Raw genomic sequence first — 15,912 nt, forward strand, 5'->3', positions numbered from 1 at the left:
GCTGACGTTTTCCGATTCACCGATGTCTATGCTGAAGGACCGTGCGCTATGAAAACCCCGATGAAGCGATCCGTACTGTTGCTCGCTGGCGTCTGCACGTCGCTGGCGGTGACGCTTGCCACGCCGGCTCAAGCGCTCGCCGCAGCCGCAGTGCAGTCCGCGATACAGCCCGCATTGCAGCCTCTGCCGACCGCATGGCCGCGCGATTTCGACAGCGCAGAACAGCGCATCGAGCTGTACCAGCCGCAGGTGGAAGTGTGGCAGGGCAACCGGATCGAAGGGCGTGCCGCCTTCGCGGTCGGGGCGAAGAGCGCGACACCGAACTACGGCGTCGCGCATTTCACGGCACGTGCTGAAATCGACAAGACCAGATCGACGGTGCAACTGCTTGATATCGTATTCGACCAGGTCGACATGCCGGCTACACCCGATGCCGCCGCCGGAGTGAAAGCGGCTTTGCAGGCGCGGGTTCCCGAAGGCGGCCTCACCACCTCGCTCGAACAACTACAGGCCAGTTATGCCAGCACTCACGAAGGAGCCGAACCCGGCCTCGCAGTGCAGAACAACGTACCCAACATCATCTTTGCCGAACGCCCCACGTTGCTCGTCCTGGTCGACGGCGACGCGAACTGGCGTGCGCTCGGTGACACGCACTATCAACGCCTGATCAATACGCGAGCGATGCTGCTCAAGGACGCGAGCGGCACGCTGCATCTGAACGCGGCGGGCTACTGGTACGACGCGACATCGCTCGACGGTCCGTGGCATCTGAACACAGCGCCGCCGCATGAGCTGGTCGCCGCGGCGAGCAAAGCGCAAACGAATCTGAAGTCCGACCCGATGTTGCCCGCCGACGGCAAGAAGCCTGCGCACGCGCCGGATGTGGTGGTCGCCGCGCAACCGGCCGAGCTGGTGGTGACGAACGGCAAGCCTTCATTGCAACCGGTGAAGGGGGTGAATCTGCTCTCTGTCACCAACGCCGACCACGCGCTCTTCGTCGAGCCGCGCGACAACCATTACTACCTGCTGCTGTCGGGCCGCTGGTTCAGCGCAGCGAGCCTTGCCGGACCCTGGACCTTCGTCGACGGCAAGAGCTTGCCCGCCGACTTCTCGAAGATCGCTGCCGACGATCCCCATGCGAACGCGCTTGTCTCGGTGCCGGGCACGCCGCAGGCGAAAGAAGCGGCGATCGCCGCAACCATCCCGCAGACGGCGACCGTGTCGCGCAAGACCACGACATTGACGGTCGCCTATGACGGTGCGCCGAAGTTTGTCGGCATCGCGGACACGTCGTTGTCGTATGCGGTGAACACGGCGACCCCGGTGATCCAGACGGCGCCTTCGCAATTCTTCGCGGTTGCCAACGGGATCTGGTTCACGGCGAGCGCGGCGAGTGGCCCATGGCATGTCGCCGATACCGTGCCGCCCGCGATCTATACGATTCCGGCGGCTTCGCCCGTGCATTATGTGACCTACGTGCACGTCTATTCGGCGACGCCGGATACGGTGGTGGTCGGCTATACGCCGGGCTACCTGGGCGTGGTCGTCAATGCGGACGGCACCGTTGTGTACGGCACCGGCTATGTGTACGCGCCATATGTCGGCGACGTTTATTACGGTTATCCGGCCACCTATGGCTATGGCGCGGGCTTCGCGCTCGGCACCACCGTGGGCTTCGCCTTCGGCTTTGCGATCGGCGCCACGTGGGGCGCGGCGTCGCCGTACTGGGGTCCGTATTGGGGCGGCGGTCCGTGGAGCTGGCAATACGCGAACGTCAACCAGGCCAATATCTACGGCCGCTGGGGACAGGGCACCGTGACCCACGCGAGCGGCTGGAACGGCTGGACCGGCAACAGTTGGGCGGGGTCGGCCGCGTCAGGTTTCAATCCCTACACCGGCGGCCACTTCCAGGCGAGCCGCGGTGCGGTCGAGAACGCGTACAACGGTAACTTCGCGGCCGGACGGCAAGGCTCGTTCAGCAATCCGTCGACGGGGCGCAGCGGCGCGGCCCGCGGCGGCGTGGCGGGCAACGAAGGTACCGGCGATTATGCGGCCGGCCGCCAGCGCGCGAGCTACAACGCACAGACGGGACGTTACGGCGCGGCTGAAGCCGGCGTGACCGGCAACGCGTATTCGGGCGATCACCAGGCGGGCACGAAAGGCATTGTGGGCAACAAGGACACGGGGCGCGCTGTCGCGTGGAATAACGGCAATGTCTATGCGGGCAGCGACGGCAACGTCTACCGGCATGATCAGGGCGGCGGTTGGGAGCAGCACGGCGCCGACGGTTGGCAGCCCGTGCAGCCGAACGCGAATCAGACCCAGCGGCTCGATTCGCTCAAGCAGGGTCATGACCTGGGGAATGCGCGGGCGAGCGGGCAGTTTCAGCCGCAGATGCAGCGGCGGTTTGGCGGCGGGGGCGGGCGGTTCAGGCGGTAAGGTGCGAGCGGTTGATCCGGGCGAGCGTCGCGCCGGATTCCGGCTTGCTGGATGTGCCTCGCCCGATGGGGCGTCTGCGGATTAAAAAACGTTCAGGCCCGGGCTAAAGATATTTGTCGCCCTGCTGGCGGTCCCGAATCTTTTTCGCGGGGTTTCCGTATGACACCGAAAAAGCCTCGACCGCCTTCAGGACGATTGATCCGGCGCCCACCACGCTGTGCTCGCCAACCGTGATTCCATGACGCAACACGGCGCCGATGCTCACGGCGGCGTGGCTGCCGATGCGGCAATTGCCGCCGGTCGTCACGCCCGGCGCGAGGCTCGAAAAATCTTCCATGATGCAATCGTGATCGAGCGACGCCTTCGTGTTCACGATGCAGAACTGGCCCACGCGGCAGTCAGCATTGATAACGGCTCCCGCCATGACGACCGTGCCGGCGCCGATATTTGCCCCTTTGCCGATGCTGGCTGACGGGTGGACGGCGCTGACGAACGGCAATTGCGGGCAGACATCGGCCACCTTGGCGGCCACATTCGCGCGAACGCTGTTATCCCCGATCGCAATGATCACGCCCTGCAGATCGTGTTCGGCGGTCAACCTCGTCAGATCGGATTCGCCGCCAAGAACCGGATAGCCGAGCGTCGCTTCGCCAACCGTTCGAAAGGCGTCGATCAGCCCAGCGATCCGGTAGCGCCCCTGCTTTTCAACAATGTCGATGATGACTTTTGCGTGGCCGGAAGACCCGACAAGCAAGATGTTTTGCATGGCATACGTCCGGCTTTTAGGGCCGGCTCAATTCATTGAATACCGGCGACGATGCTGACGATGCGTTCGACCTGCACCGGGTTCAGATCGGGAAAGATTGGCAGGCACAGGATCCGTTTTGAAGCCGCGCTCGCGGCGCTCAGATTGTCCTTGTGCGAGGACGGCAGGCCGCGATACATCGGGAATTCGGAAATCAACGGGTAGAAGTAGCGGCGCGCATAGATTTCGTGTTCCTTCAGGCGCTCATACAGTGCGTCACGGCTGATCGGAAAATTGTCTTCGACCTGAACGGGAAAGTACGCGTAGTTCGCGACTTTCTCGCCCGCGTCTGACAGGCAGCGAATGCCGGGCACGTCGGCCAGCAACTTGCGATACTGCGCGTCGATCGCCTTGCGTTTCGCCAATGCATTATCGACGTGCTGCAGTTGCAGCAGCCCGAAGGCTGCATTGATTTCGCTCATCTTGCCATTGATGCCGGCTGCCACCACCGTCACTTCGTCCACGAAACCGAAGTTCTTCAGATGGTCGATGCGCTGCTTGGTTTTCGCATCAGGACAGATGATGGCGCCGCCCTCAAACGTATTGAAGACCTTGGTGGCGTGGAAACTGACAATCGACAGATCGCCATGCTTGAGCACGCTGCCATCTTCAGTTTGCACACCGAACGCGTGCGCGGCGTCGTAGATGACTTTGAGGTTGTAGTTATCGGCGATCTTCTGGATGGCTTTCACATCGCAGGGATGGCCATAGCAGTGCACCGGCATGATCGCGGTCGTTTGCGGCGTGATCGCCGCTTCGATCTTCACCGGATCGAGATTGAGCGTGTCCGGATCGACGTCCACGAAGACCGGCTTGATGCCGTTCCAGAGGAGCGAATGCGCGGTGGCTGCAAACGAGTACGGTGTCGTAATGACTTCGCCATTGATGCGCAGAGCCTGCAGCGCGGTCACGAGGGCCAGTGTGCCGTTCGCGAACAGCGCGAGATGCTCGACGCCCAGATATTCGCAGAGCGCCTTTTCGAGTTGCTGATGGAACGGCCCACCATTGGTGAGGATTTTGCTGTTCCAGATCTTTTCGAGGTACGGCATGAACTCGGCCAGCGGCGGCAGATGCGGCTGGGTCACATAGATGCGTTCGTCGTCCAGCGACGTGATCGCACGAAGAGGCGCGCTAGAGCCCATGGTTTCCTCGCTGCTGTTTTTTAGTCCGGGTCACGGATGAATGCTTTATGCCGTGTGAGCCAGGTCGCTGCCTGTTGTTTGCGAATCGTCCGCGCTGAAGGCAGCCGGAGCGAGACCTTCGCGCCAGCGCTGCCACATGAGATGGAGTGCTTGTGAAAGGCTCGCCGCCACGACGTCAGGCTGAAACACGGCCGACGCTCTGCAGCGCTCGCGTAACCCTGTGCGCAGCGCGGCGAGTGCGGGGATGTTCGAGGCCAGCGCGACGCCCTTGGCGACGAACTCGTCCGTATCGGCGGCCACGAAGTCTTCAAGGCCGGTGTGGCTCAGCCACGCGGCGGCTGCACGACTGGCCATTGTCTTACCGGCGATCGTCAAGGTAGGCACACCCATCCACAGCGAATTCAGGACCGTTGTCGAACCGGTGTACGGAAACGTGTCGAGACAGATGTCCACCTGGAAGTGCTGCTGCAGGTAGACGGGCAGGGTCGAACGCGGACGGAAGCTAAGCCGGTCGCGCGAAATGCCTTCCTGCACGAACCAGTTGATCAACGTTTCGTCACCTTCGTCACCGGACATCGAGCCGAGCACCATCCGCGAAGTGGGGAGTTCGCGAAGCAGCTTCGCCCACACAGCGATCACGTCGGCACGCAACTTGTTCAGACGGTTGAAACTGCCGAACGTGATGTAGCCGTTGTGCATGGCCGGCAGGATGTTGACCGGCGGCGCGGTCTTTTCTGGCTGGAATGGTCCGATGGCGGCAAGGTGCACGAGTTTCTCGGAGAACTGGCGCTCGATATCGCCGAACGGCGTGAAGAAGCGATCGCTGAGGTAATAGTCCATCGCGTCGAGCCCGGTGGTCGCCGGGTAGCCGATCCAGCTGACCTGAATCGGCGCAGGTTTGCGCGCGAATGTCTGGAGCCGGTTGCGGCCGGTGTGTCCGGTCATGTCGATCAGGATATCGATCTTGTCGGCGCGAACCTTGGCGGCGAATTGCTCGTCGGTCATGCCGGCGATCATGTTCCACTGATCCGCGTGGCTGCGGAATCGCTGCGTATAGTCGTCCTCGACCACATGGTTGTAGTAGACGTGGAGCGTCAGGCTCCCGTCTTTCGCGAGCGGCTCCATGACCGGCATCAGATATGAGGAGACGGCATGCCGGAACAAGTCGCCGGAGACGATGCCGACCTGCAAGCGGCGGCCCGGCGTGCGGTTATTGGTGTGCTTTGGCCAGGTGGCGCGCATCGGCGCTTCGTGAATTCGGGCAAATTTGCGATGCTCGGCGTAGATCTGTTCAGTATCGACGTCGGGATCGTGCGCGAGACAGAAAAGCAGATTGCTGCGAGTGAGCGAGTTTTTCGGCTCCAGTTCGAGCGCGCGACGAAACGAGGGGCTCGCTTCCTGCGAAGCGCCGAGATCCAGCAATACCACGCCCAACGTACCGTGCGACTCGGGGTGCTCGGGCGTCAATGCGACCGCGCGCTTACACGAGGCGATTGCCTCGCGGTGCCGTCCGCGGGCGGCGAGCACGAGCCCCAACACGCGATGGCCTTCCGAGTAGCTGGGGTTCAGCTCAAGCAGGGTTCTGCACTCGACTTCCGCGGCGGCGTGGTTGCCGGTTAAGCGTAGCAAGTCAGCGAGCGCGTTGCGTGCTTCGGAGTCGTCGCTGCCCAACGAGATCGCTGTCCTGAGCGGTTCGATTGCCTCTACGTAATGCCCCGCGCGGTGAAAGGCAATGCCAAGGGAGCGCCACGCGATGCCGTGCGCGGGAAACCGTTCGGCCAGCTCGCGCGCGAGTTTGATGGCCTGTGACAAATGGCCTTTATTGAACAACGCGTTGAAGCGATTTATTTCCTGCGGGCTCGGGCGGCGCGTATCGATGACTGCGCGTTTGCCGTCGTCTGACCCGGCATCGGCGGTTTCAATAGTTTCGGCGCTATCCACGACAACGGAAGGCACCACGGCCGGCGCCACCGCGGTGGTTGGGAGTGCGGCGCCGTCGTACGCCATGCGTGTGATCAAACCATTGACGGCCGGTCCACTCAAGCCTCTTTGCTGACCCATCTCGAGTGCGAGCCATGCCGCCGGGATTTGCTCCGCGTCGATCAATGCGTTGATGTAGGCGACCCAGAACTGACCGTTATCCGGCGCGCCGCCCAAAGCGGCTTCAAGATAGGGCAGGGCGTCGACAGGCTGCTTGCGCTGCACGTGCAGCACACCGAGGTTGTATTGCACGTCCGTGTGATTGGGCCGCGCTTCGAGGATGGCCTGATACAGCGCTTGCGCGTCGTCCAGTTCTCCCTTGTGGTGGTGATCCAGCGCGCTTTGCAAAACGAGCAGAATGTCTTGCTCGAGCTGCTGTTCGGGCGTCAAGGGCTCAGCGGTCGGCTGCTCGTGAAGGAGAGTCATGGTCTCAGCGCAGAATGGTCTATGGCTGAAATTGTGCGGCGAGGCGGTTGTTTCCGATGCTCGGAGATGACGGGAAAAAGGCCGCCTGTTTGGCGCATGGCCCGCTAGCCTGGAAGACGGAATGGCCAGAAAAAGCCAGAAAAAAGCCCGCACGAGGCGGGCCGAGGGAACGAGCGCGCCTCATTTCAGCGCGTAGTTCTTATTATCTGGTTGAGCCGTTCAGCCGGTCGCGGCCTCTGGCAGGGTTCGTCAGTTACAGCCGGGCCATTCGCTGATATTCGCCGGCAGCCTTGGTGCGGCCCATCGCGGCTTCGAACTCGGTGTGCAGTTCGTTCTGGGTGGTTTCCGCATCGGCGAGCAGCGCTGCGTCGATGGCCTGGATCCGGCGGATCATGTCCAGTGCGGCTGGTTCCTGCTCCGCCGACAGCGACATCAGCAGCGGCGAGCGCGCTTCGGTCAGGCGCGCCGCTTCCGGCCAGTCGGCGAGTGAGGCGGCGTGTTCGATTTCCCGGGTCATCGACAGCAGCCGTTCGATCAGTTCGGTCTGGTTCATTTCGATCGGATCCATGGACTTAGGAGTTGTTGGCGGACGCCAGCGCGCCGGCACTGTTGGCGCCGCCGAACAGGGCGGTCAGGTATTGCGAATTGTTGTTCATCGTCGCCATCAGCGTGTCGAGCGCGGTGAACTGCGCCTGATACTGGCTCGTCAGTTGGGCCGTGTAGTCGGCGAGCGCGCTTTGCTGCGTGGTGATGCTTTTCAGATCGGTGTTGAGCGCGGTGTTGCGCGTATCGATGAGGCCGCCGGTCTGCGTGAAGTTGGTGATGCTGGTGTTCAACTGCTCGGCAATGCCGTTGGTCGGGTTGAAGAGTGCGGCGACGGTTGCCGGGCTGCTCGTCAGCGCGGTGCTCAGCTTCGTGCTGTCGACCACCATCGTGCCGTCCGCCGGGTCGTCCTTCAGCGTAATGCCGATCGCCGCCAGCGTGGTGCCCGTGGTGCCCGAGCCGACCGCGCCGCCGACGATATTGGCCAGCGAGTTCTGAATCGTCATCAGCGTCGAGTCGCCCAGCAGCGGGCCTTGCGACGAGGACGAGGAGTTGTATGACGTGAGCGTCGACATCGTCGTAACGACGGTGTTGTAGAGGCTGACGAAATTGTTGATCGCGGTGCTTTCCGCCGAGGTGTCCTGCGAAATGGTCAGCGTCTGCGTAGTGCCGGCAGACGCAGTGGCCAGATTCAGTGTGACGCCGGAAATGGCGCTCGTCACCGAGTTACTTGCGCTGCTGGCTGCGATGCCGCCGACCGTGAATTCCGCGTCCTGGGCAAAGCCGCTTTGCGACCACGCGCTGCTCGAATTCGCCGATGTGATCGACGATTGGCCGCCCGTGGTGCTGGCGGTCGAGGTCACGCCGAGGCTCGACAGGCCGGTGTCGGAGGTGATGTTGCTGGTCGAAACGTTGATGACGTTAGCTGCGCCGGAATTCGCCGCGCGCAGCACGAGGTGGGCACCATCCGTACCCGTCACGATAGTCGCCGTCACGCCGGGATTGCCGGTACCGGAATTGATCGCGGCGGCAATGCCGGAGAGCGTGTTGTTGGTGCTGTCGACATTGATGTTCATCGACTGGCCGCCGAGCGAGACCGTCAGCGTGCCCGTGCCCAGTTGCGTCGTGGCGCCGAAGGCTGCCGATGACAGGGCCTGCGAGCTGGCGACCTGCGTCACCGCCACCGAGTAGGTTCCGGCCACCGCGCCCGCACCTGCCGTCGCCGTCAGACCGGTGCCGCTGGCGGTTGCCGCGAAAGTCGACAGCGTGGTGCCGTTGGCGAGATTCGCGACGCTCGCCTGCAGCGCGCTCAGCGCGGAGCTCAGGGCGCCGTATGCGGACAGCGTGGTGTTGTCCGTGGTTTGTTGTGCCGTCAGCGCTGCGGCTTGTCCTGCGGTCTTCGCGTTCACGAGGGCCGTCACGAGCGTTCCCACATCCATCGACGTATTGCCGGTCGAGCCGCTGATGATCGACTGCGCGGCCGATTGCAGCGCGGCATTGGCGGCGGCGGTCGACGCCGCGGAGGACGTGTTTGAGATCGAGGACATGCGGAAGCTCCAGGCGTCTAGAAATCGGTGTTGGGTGCTGCGCGATCCTACATCACTTCTTGATCGGAATGCACAGCGGGAGGCATGCCTCCCGTTGTTCGAAACCCGGCGATGCGCCGCACTTGCGCGCGGCGCATCTCCGTTACTACGTCAGCTCTTATTGCAGGAGCTTCAGAACTTGCTGCGGGTTCGAGTTAGCTTGCGCCAACACCGAGATACCAGCTTGTTGCAGCACTTGCGCCTTGCTCAGGTTTGCCGTTTCTTGTGCGAAGTTGGCATCCGTGATTTGCGATTGTGCCGACGACAGGTCGGTCGACTCAGCTTGCTGCGACGTTGCGATTGCGGTGAAACGGTTTTGTGCGGCACCCAGCGAAGCTTGCAGGTTGTTGACCGTTGCCAGCGCGTTGTCGATCGAGACCATCGCTTCGTTTGCACCCGTGACCGTGCTGATGTTCAGGCCCGAAACGGTCGGCGGGGCGTTGATCGCGTCGATCTGCGCAACTGCTGCCGTTGCGGCGTTTCCTGCCGTTGCACCCATAGAAGTTGCGAGTGCCGCCGTCAGTGTCAGGTTCGTGATTGCGGTGCCGGTGCCTGCGCCCGTGCCTGCGCTGAAGATCGCGCCGACTGCCGTCGAGCTCAGAGCCTGGTTGTTCTGGTCCGTGAACGTGAAGCCGCCCTTGCCGTCCGACAGAACGTTGACCGACGTGATCGCCGCGCCCGTTGCCGTGTACGCACCGCTTGCGTCCGTCGACACAGCGACGGTGCCGACGGTTTGACCCGTTTGCACCAGGCCGCCGCCGATCTTCGCAGCCGACATCGACTGGCTCAGGTTCAGGCTGATCGTCTGACCGACGTTTGCGCCGACCTGGAACGACACGTTGCCTGCCGAGCCGTCCAGAATGTTCGTGCCGTTGTACGTCGTTTGCGACGCGATACGGTTCACTTCCGAGATCTGTGCTGCAACTTCCTGCTGCAGGGCTGCCTGGTCGCTCGACGACAGCGAACCGGTCGATGCTTGCACAGCCAGCTGGCGGATACGTTGCAGGCTCGAGGTCAGCGACGACAGTGCGCTCGATGCGGTTTGAATCATCGACACGCCGTCATTCGCATTCGACACGCCCTGATTCAGGCCGTTGATCTGCGTTTGCATACGCGTCGAGATTGCCAGGCCTGCTGCATCGTCAGCCGCGCTGTTGATGCGCTTGCCCGACGACAGGCGGGTGATGGCTTGCGAAAGGGCGCTTTGCGAGCCATTAAGGTTTTGCTGTGCAACCAGCGAGTTGATGTTGCTATTGATTCCGAGCATGGAAAATCTCCTAAATAAGCCTTGAGCCCAATACGCCACGTTGGCATCGGCGGAAAGCACTCGTTCATTGCTGGCCGCCTCAGTGAAGGTTGACGGCGCATCTAAAAAAAACTTGAGGAACTTTGTGCAATAGCGACCCAATTGTCTTTCGGGCCGGTTCAGCCGCCGCTTGCCTGTAAGCCGCTTGCAGCCTTGCTCGGGCGTTCCAATGCAGGTATTGAAAAGACGGCGTATTCTCTTTTTCTCTTGTGACAAACCCTGGAGAAATCATGCAAAAGCGCCGGATTGGACGTTCCGAATTAGAGGTCGCGCCGCTTATGTTTGGCGGCAATGTATTTGGCTGGACCGCTGATGAAGCCACCTCGTTTTCGATCCTGGATGCATTTGTCGATGCGGGGCTCAACTTTATCGATACCGCCGATGTCTATTCCGCATGGGCGCCGGGCAACCAGGGCGGCGAATCGGAAACCATCATCGGGAAGTGGTTCAAGCAGAGCGGCAAGCGCGACAGGATCGTGCTCGCCACCAAGGTTTCCAAGCATCCGCAGCGTAAGGGCTTGTCGGCGGCGAACATTCAGGCGGCAGTCGAAGATTCGCTACGGCGCTTGCAGACCGATTACATCGATGTGTATTTTTCTCACGACGACGACACCGAAACGCCTCTCGTTGAAACGCTCGGCGCCTACCAGAAGCTGATCGAGGCCGGCAAGGTGCGGGTGATCGGCGCGTCGAACTACAGCGGCGCTCGCGTCGAGGAAGCGCTCGCCGTGTCCCGCCAACATGGGCTGCCCGAGTACCAATTGCTGCAGCCTGAATACAACCTGTACGACCGAGCGGAGTACGAGCGTGAGACCGAACCGGTTGCGCTCGCCAATCAGCTCAGCGTGGTGGTGTACTGGAGTCTTGCAAGCGGCTTTCTGTCCGGGAAGTACCGTTCGCAGGCTGATCTGGCCAACAAGGCGCGCGGCAGCCGGGTTGAGAAATATCTGAACGAGCGTGGCTTGCGGATTCTGGACGCGCTCGACCGGGTCGCCGAGCGGCACGGCAGTACGCCGGCGACCGTCGCACTGGCATGGCTGATCGCCCGTCCGAGTGTAACGGCCCCAATTGCGAGCGCGACCTCGGTCGACCAGCTCAAAAGCCTTGCCGCCGCCGTTCACCTGATGCTGACTGGCGCCGACATCCGCGAACTGGACGAGGCGAGCGCGTGATTGCGCAAGGGACCTGGCGCGATCGCTAAACCCCTGGTAGGATGGGGAGTTTCCTGATATCATCGGGAGTGAATTGAGATCTTTGCCTGTTTTGTCAATGTTTTTCATTGATGAAAGGTTGGCGAAACAGCAGCAGGCGTGGGCTTTGGCATTACGTCTGTCCGCGTTCCGCGGTGAACTCCCCACCTCTCTTTTCCGGCTTCCGTGGCCGCTTTGCCTTTCGTTTCATTCGTGGTTTGGCCGGGTTCTACCCGCGTTTGCCTGTTACTGGCCATGAATCGGAACGACCGGAGGGCCGGCGCGTGAGCGGTATCCCGCCACGCAATTTACCCCTATCAAGTGATTGAGTTAGGAATTACATGACGACGATTCTTCTGAAAGAAAACGAGCCGTTCGAAGTGGCGATTCGCCGCTTTCGTCGCGCAATCGAAAAGAATGGCCTGATCGCTGAACTGCGTGAGCGTCAATCGTACGAAAAGCCGACTACGGCACGTAAGCGCAAGAAGGCTGCTGCTGTGAAGCGCCTGCACAAGCGCCTGCGTAGCCAGATGCTGCCGAAAAAGCTGCACTAAGTACGCTTTTCCGCGCTGCATTACGCGCATTTCGCATGCTGAACGGCGGTGTGAGCTTCGAAAGAAGCCACATCGCCGTTTTGCTTTTGGGCGTTGGTTTGCGTCGGGTTTTTGCGATGGGTTTTTTGCGGTTGGGTTGCCGGTTTGCTTTGGGCGTCAGGCAGCGCTCTTCAGGCGCTCGGCAGACAGGCCGAATTGCCGGGCGATCGAACTCAGACGCTCATGCCATTCCCACGTGCCGAACACATCGTGCACGTTTTGCAGACAACTGAGCAGAGTGATGGTGGCTGGGTCGTACACATTGAGACGGGCGCGCAACAGCGCCTTCTTAAGCGCAGATATGCCGGCATCCATATAAGCGGGCACCTCAACGGGCGCTTTGCCGATGTAGCGTACCGGAACGCCTTCCATCGCGGTCATGTAGTCGCGCGGCTTGATGAAGTTGCCGACCGGACAGCCGCCGCAGTAGCCGCGGTAAGCGCCGCCGCCGCGTGGCAGCAAGGCGGCGCGCTTCTGGCCGAGCAGATGGTCCACGGCCTGATCGAAAATCTCCTGATGTGTCAGGAAGCTAAGGGTTTTCATGGTTGGTCTCCCATGCGTTACGTAGCGGCTATTCGTTGTTTGAGCGCATGAATGGCAGTATCGGGCACGCGTCGATTAGCGAAGCCCGGACTAGCATGGCGAAAAGCCCTCAATTCCCGGGTTTGGCTCGTCAGCCGTTTATGCCGGCCTGGTGACACCGACCGCCCCCGCGGCAGCCAGCACTCATACCTCTCTAACGGCCGGGCGCGCGAAAAGCGTAGACGGGCTTTACCGGATACCCGAGGGTCGCTTGCGGTGAGAGCGGCGTCTCAGACGCGCTGGGCCACGCGGTGGCCACCGCTACAACCTCAGCCGGCTTTGCGATTGCGTCCCTTCTTGCCGAGCGCCGCGCATCGTGCGCGGCACATGCAGATCGCCTCATGGTCGTTCACCATGCCGACCGCCTGCATGAACGCATAGCAGATCGTCGAGCCGACGAACTTGCAGCCGTAGCGCTTCAGCCCCTTGCTGAGCGCGTCAGAAATTTCGGTCGATGCAGGCGCCTGTTTATACGACGCCCAATCGTTCTGGATCGGCGTCTGATCGACGAACGACCATACGAAGTTGGCGAGCGAGCCGTGTTCGGCCTGAATTTGCTGCACGGCGCGCGCATTGGTAATGGCCGACTCGATCTTGCCGCGATGGCGCACGATACTTTCGTCCAGCACCAGTGCATCGACGTGTTTGGGCGTAAAGCGCGCTACCTTGTCGATATCGAAGCCGGCGAATGCACGGCGATAGCCGGTTCGTTTGTTGAGAATCGTCGACCATGACAAACCCGCCTGCGCGCCTTCCAGCACAAGCAGTTCGAACAAATGCTGATCGTCGCGCGAGGGCACGCCCCATTCGGTGTCGTGGTAGTGTGCGAGCGCTTCGCTCGATACCCAGTTGCATCGCTGTGTCACTTTCGCGCTCCTCCGGTGTCATGTCGCCCGTCAGCATAGCGGAAGCCAGGCGCGCTGCAAGCTGGCCATTCGGCCGATTGCGGGATTGAAACTGACCTGCCACGCTATGCGTTATTCACCACTTGAACTCACTCGATTCGATGAATAAAGACCTCTTTCTGATCGGCATTGACGGCGGCGGCAGCGGTACGCGCGTTGTACTCGGCGACGCGCAGGGCCGCGAACTGGCGCAGGCGGCGAGCGGGCCGTCGGGTCTGGGCCTCGGCGTGGAACGCGCGTGGCAGGCCATCGGGGCCGGCTGTGCCGACGCGTTTGCACGCGCCGGCGTGCCGCTGGACTGGGCGCGCTGCGTACTCGGTTGCGGGTTGGCAGGGGTCAATAATCGCGACTGGCTGGCCGCGTTTTGCGCGCAGGCGCCGGCGGTAGCAGGGCTCGCGGTGGAAAGCGATGCCTACACTACCTTGCTCGGTGCGCACGGCGGCGCGCACGGCGTGGTCGTCGCGCTTGGCACGGGCAGCGTGGCAGCCGCGCTCGACGGCGAAGGCGAATGCCGAATCGCCAGCGGCTACGGTTACCCGTCCGGTGACGAAGCAAGTGGCGCGTGGCTTGGGCTACGAGCCATCGTGTATGCCCAGCAGTCTCTCGACGGGCGCGTGCCCAAAGACGATCTGGCGCAGGCGCTGCTTGCCCGCACCGGTGCGCATGACCGCGACGGCCTCGTGGTCTGGCTGTGCGAAGCCAATCAGACGGCTTATGCAAGGCTCGCGCCGATCGTCATCGCGCATCGCACGCATCCGTTCGCGGCGCGTTTGCTCGGCGAGGCCGGTGTGGAAGTGAGCAAGATGATTGCCGCGCTCGACCCTTCTGCGACTTTGCCGGTCGCGCTGTGCGGCGGTCTCGGCACACCCTTGCGCGAGTATGTGCCACAGATTTATCAGGCCCGTTTGCGCGAGCCGTTGGCGGACTCCGCACACGGCGGTTTGCAGTTGGCGCAGCGTGAAGCCGTTCGCCTCGCGGGTTGAGAATCGTCCCGCGCGCCGCGTACGATCTCACCGAGACGGCGCGCAACGGTAAAATGCGATCTTTGACGCTGCCCGGCTGCTCACACTATGTACAAAGTCATCGCCACGGATCTCGACGGCACGCTGCTCAACGCCGACCACCAGGTGGACCCGTTCACGGTTGCCACCGTGCGCAAACTGGAAACCGATGGGCTGCACTTCGTAATCGCGACGGGGCGCCACTACTGCGACGTCGCGGGCATTCGTGACCTGCTGGGCATCAGCGCGTATCTGATCACGTCGAACGGCGCACGCATTCACGCGCCGGACAACACGGTGATCCACGCTGATGACCTGCCTCCGGCCATCGTGCAGCGGCTGGTGCAGCCGGACATCGTCGGTGCGCATGGCCGCGTGATCGTCAATCTGTTTGCAGATCAGGCGTGGTTGATCGACCGGGATGCACCAGATCTGCTGAAATTCCATCAGGACTCCGGCTTCGCCTACGAGGTCACCGATCTGCTGAAGCACGACGGCGTCGATATCGCCAAAGTCCTTTACATCGGTGAGCCCGCCGATCTCGCGCACATCGCGGCCAACCTCGCGCGCGAATTCGGCGACGCGCTGTACGTCACCTATTCGCTGCCGGACTGTCTGGAGGTGATGACTTCGAATGTATCGAAGGGGCGTGCTTTGCAGATCGTGCTCGAGCGCCTTGGCGTCGATGCCTCGCAATGCGTGGCGTTTGGCGACAACATGAACGACATCGACCTGCTGGAGACAGCCGGCCATCCGTTCATGATGAACAATGCCAATCCCGATCTCATCACGCGTCTGCCGAACGTGCCGCGCATCGGCAATAATTTCGAAGCGGGCGTCGCGCACCATCTGCGCAAACTTTTCTCGCTCGACGACGAACTGATGTCCTGAAAACGGGACGGCCCGCATCCTCTTTCGTGGATGCGGGCCGGTTCTTCGAGACCCTACGCTGCGCTACGTTTAGCCGTGCCACCCGCCACGGCGATCGCCGCGGTCATCGTGACCCCAGTGGCGGTCGTTATGATTCCAGCCGCGGTTATACCCGTGGTCGCCGCGATAGTAGTCGCCGCGGTCGTAGCGATGGTCCCAGCCGCCGTTGCCGTAGTACACCGGCTGCGGCGCTGCGTAGACAGGTGCCGGCTGGGCATAAACCGGCGCGCCGAGCGAGAGGCCGATATTCAGATCCGTATGCGCTTGCGCGACGCCGCATGCGCCCGCCGCGAGTCCAGCAGCAACCAGCAAATGAGTGACGATGCGTTTCATGTTGTTCTCCTGTGAGGCGACGTATGTTTGTCGCACAGGACCAATCTACGCACTCCGGGCCTTCTCTACTGCGACGAGATGTTACGGACTGCAAGTATCGTCGCAGGCTTTGAAAGGCTATAGAAGGAACATTCGAACGTAGCACGTGGGG

The 15,912-nt window shown here is 62.0% G+C and carries 14 protein-coding genes; 5 read left to right on the forward strand and 9 right to left on the reverse strand.

Annotation, left to right across the window (positions count from 1 at the left end):
• Positions 1 to 60: 60 nt before the first annotated feature.
• Positions 61 to 2,439 carry a carbohydrate-binding family V/XII gene (locus ACUN0E_RS42125; RefSeq protein WP_445570268.1) on the forward strand — a complete coding sequence of 793 codons (2,379 nt, stop codon included), beginning with the start codon at positions 61 to 63 and terminating at the stop codon, positions 2,437 to 2,439.
• Positions 2,440 to 2,542: 103 nt separating this feature from the next.
• On the opposite strand, the gene ACUN0E_RS42130 is transcribed toward ACUN0E_RS42125, so the two are convergent.
• From ACUN0E_RS42130 to ACUN0E_RS42155, 6 genes are all read right to left on the reverse strand, one after another.
• The gene (locus ACUN0E_RS42130) at positions 2,543 to 3,205 is read right to left on the reverse strand and encodes an acetyltransferase (protein WP_408390909.1); all 663 of its coding nucleotides are present in this window, start codon (positions 3,203 to 3,205) and stop codon (positions 2,543 to 2,545) included.
• Positions 3,206 to 3,237: 32 nt separating this feature from the next.
• Positions 3,238 to 4,386: a dTDP-4-amino-4,6-dideoxy-D-glucose aminotransferase VioA gene (gene vioA, locus ACUN0E_RS42135; RefSeq protein WP_408390908.1), complete on the reverse strand. Its 1,149-nt coding sequence runs from the start codon at positions 4,384 to 4,386 to the stop codon at positions 3,238 to 3,240.
• A gap of 45 nt (positions 4,387 to 4,431) precedes the next feature.
• On the reverse strand, positions 4,432 to 6,792 hold the full coding sequence (locus ACUN0E_RS42140) for an O-linked N-acetylglucosamine transferase family protein (RefSeq protein ID WP_445570269.1): 2,361 nt from the start codon (positions 6,790 to 6,792) through the stop codon (positions 4,432 to 4,434).
• Between the two features lie 253 nt (positions 6,793 to 7,045).
• Complete coding sequence (gene fliT, locus ACUN0E_RS42145) at positions 7,046 to 7,360, reverse strand: flagellar protein FliT (protein WP_445570270.1); 315 nt, start codon at positions 7,358 to 7,360, stop codon at positions 7,046 to 7,048.
• A gap of 4 nt (positions 7,361 to 7,364) precedes the next feature.
• Positions 7,365 to 8,882: a flagellar filament capping protein FliD gene (fliD, locus tag ACUN0E_RS42150; RefSeq protein ID WP_408520550.1), complete on the reverse strand. Its 1,518-nt coding sequence runs from the start codon at positions 8,880 to 8,882 to the stop codon at positions 7,365 to 7,367.
• A 157-nt stretch (positions 8,883 to 9,039) separates the two neighbouring features.
• Entirely contained in the window at positions 9,040 to 10,188 is a 1,149-nt protein-coding gene (locus ACUN0E_RS42155) for a flagellin (RefSeq protein WP_408390904.1), read from the reverse strand.
• Positions 10,189 to 10,457: 269 nt separating this feature from the next.
• On the opposite strand from ACUN0E_RS42155, the gene ACUN0E_RS42160 reads away from it, so the two are divergent.
• Positions 10,458 to 11,399, forward strand: a complete 942-nt coding sequence (locus ACUN0E_RS42160) for an aldo/keto reductase (protein WP_445570271.1) — start codon at positions 10,458 to 10,460, stop codon at positions 11,397 to 11,399.
• A gap of 359 nt (positions 11,400 to 11,758) precedes the next feature.
• Entirely contained in the window at positions 11,759 to 11,971 is a 213-nt protein-coding gene (gene rpsU, locus ACUN0E_RS42165) for a 30S ribosomal protein S21 (RefSeq protein ID WP_006050883.1), read from the forward strand.
• Between the two features lie 156 nt (positions 11,972 to 12,127).
• Here the strand turns inward: rpsU and ACUN0E_RS42170 are convergent, their stop codons facing one another.
• Positions 12,128 to 12,553, reverse strand: a complete 426-nt coding sequence (locus tag ACUN0E_RS42170; RefSeq protein ID WP_408226126.1) for a hypothetical protein — start codon at positions 12,551 to 12,553, stop codon at positions 12,128 to 12,130.
• 308 nt (positions 12,554 to 12,861) lie between these two features.
• Entirely contained in the window at positions 12,862 to 13,458 is a 597-nt protein-coding gene (locus ACUN0E_RS42175) for a DNA-3-methyladenine glycosylase I (protein WP_445570272.1), read from the reverse strand.
• A gap of 140 nt (positions 13,459 to 13,598) precedes the next feature.
• Here ACUN0E_RS42175 and ACUN0E_RS42180 point away from each other — a divergent pair, with 140 nt between their 5' ends.
• Together ACUN0E_RS42180 and ACUN0E_RS42185 are read left to right on the forward strand one after the other, a co-directional pair.
• Positions 13,599 to 14,480, forward strand: a complete 882-nt coding sequence (locus ACUN0E_RS42180) for a BadF/BadG/BcrA/BcrD ATPase family protein (protein ID WP_445570273.1) — start codon at positions 13,599 to 13,601, stop codon at positions 14,478 to 14,480.
• Positions 14,481 to 14,567: 87 nt separating this feature from the next.
• A complete protein-coding gene (locus tag ACUN0E_RS42185; protein WP_445570274.1) occupies positions 14,568 to 15,389 on the forward strand; it encodes a Cof-type HAD-IIB family hydrolase in 822 nt (273 codons plus the stop codon).
• A 69-nt stretch (positions 15,390 to 15,458) separates the two neighbouring features.
• Here the strand turns inward: ACUN0E_RS42185 and ACUN0E_RS42190 are convergent, their stop codons facing one another.
• Positions 15,459 to 15,761, reverse strand: coding sequence for a PXPV repeat protein (locus ACUN0E_RS42190; protein WP_408226137.1), 303 nt, complete (start codon positions 15,759 to 15,761; stop codon positions 15,459 to 15,461).
• Positions 15,762 to 15,912 lie beyond the last annotated feature (151 nt).

This window comes from Paraburkholderia sp. D1E, assembly GCF_052682275.1.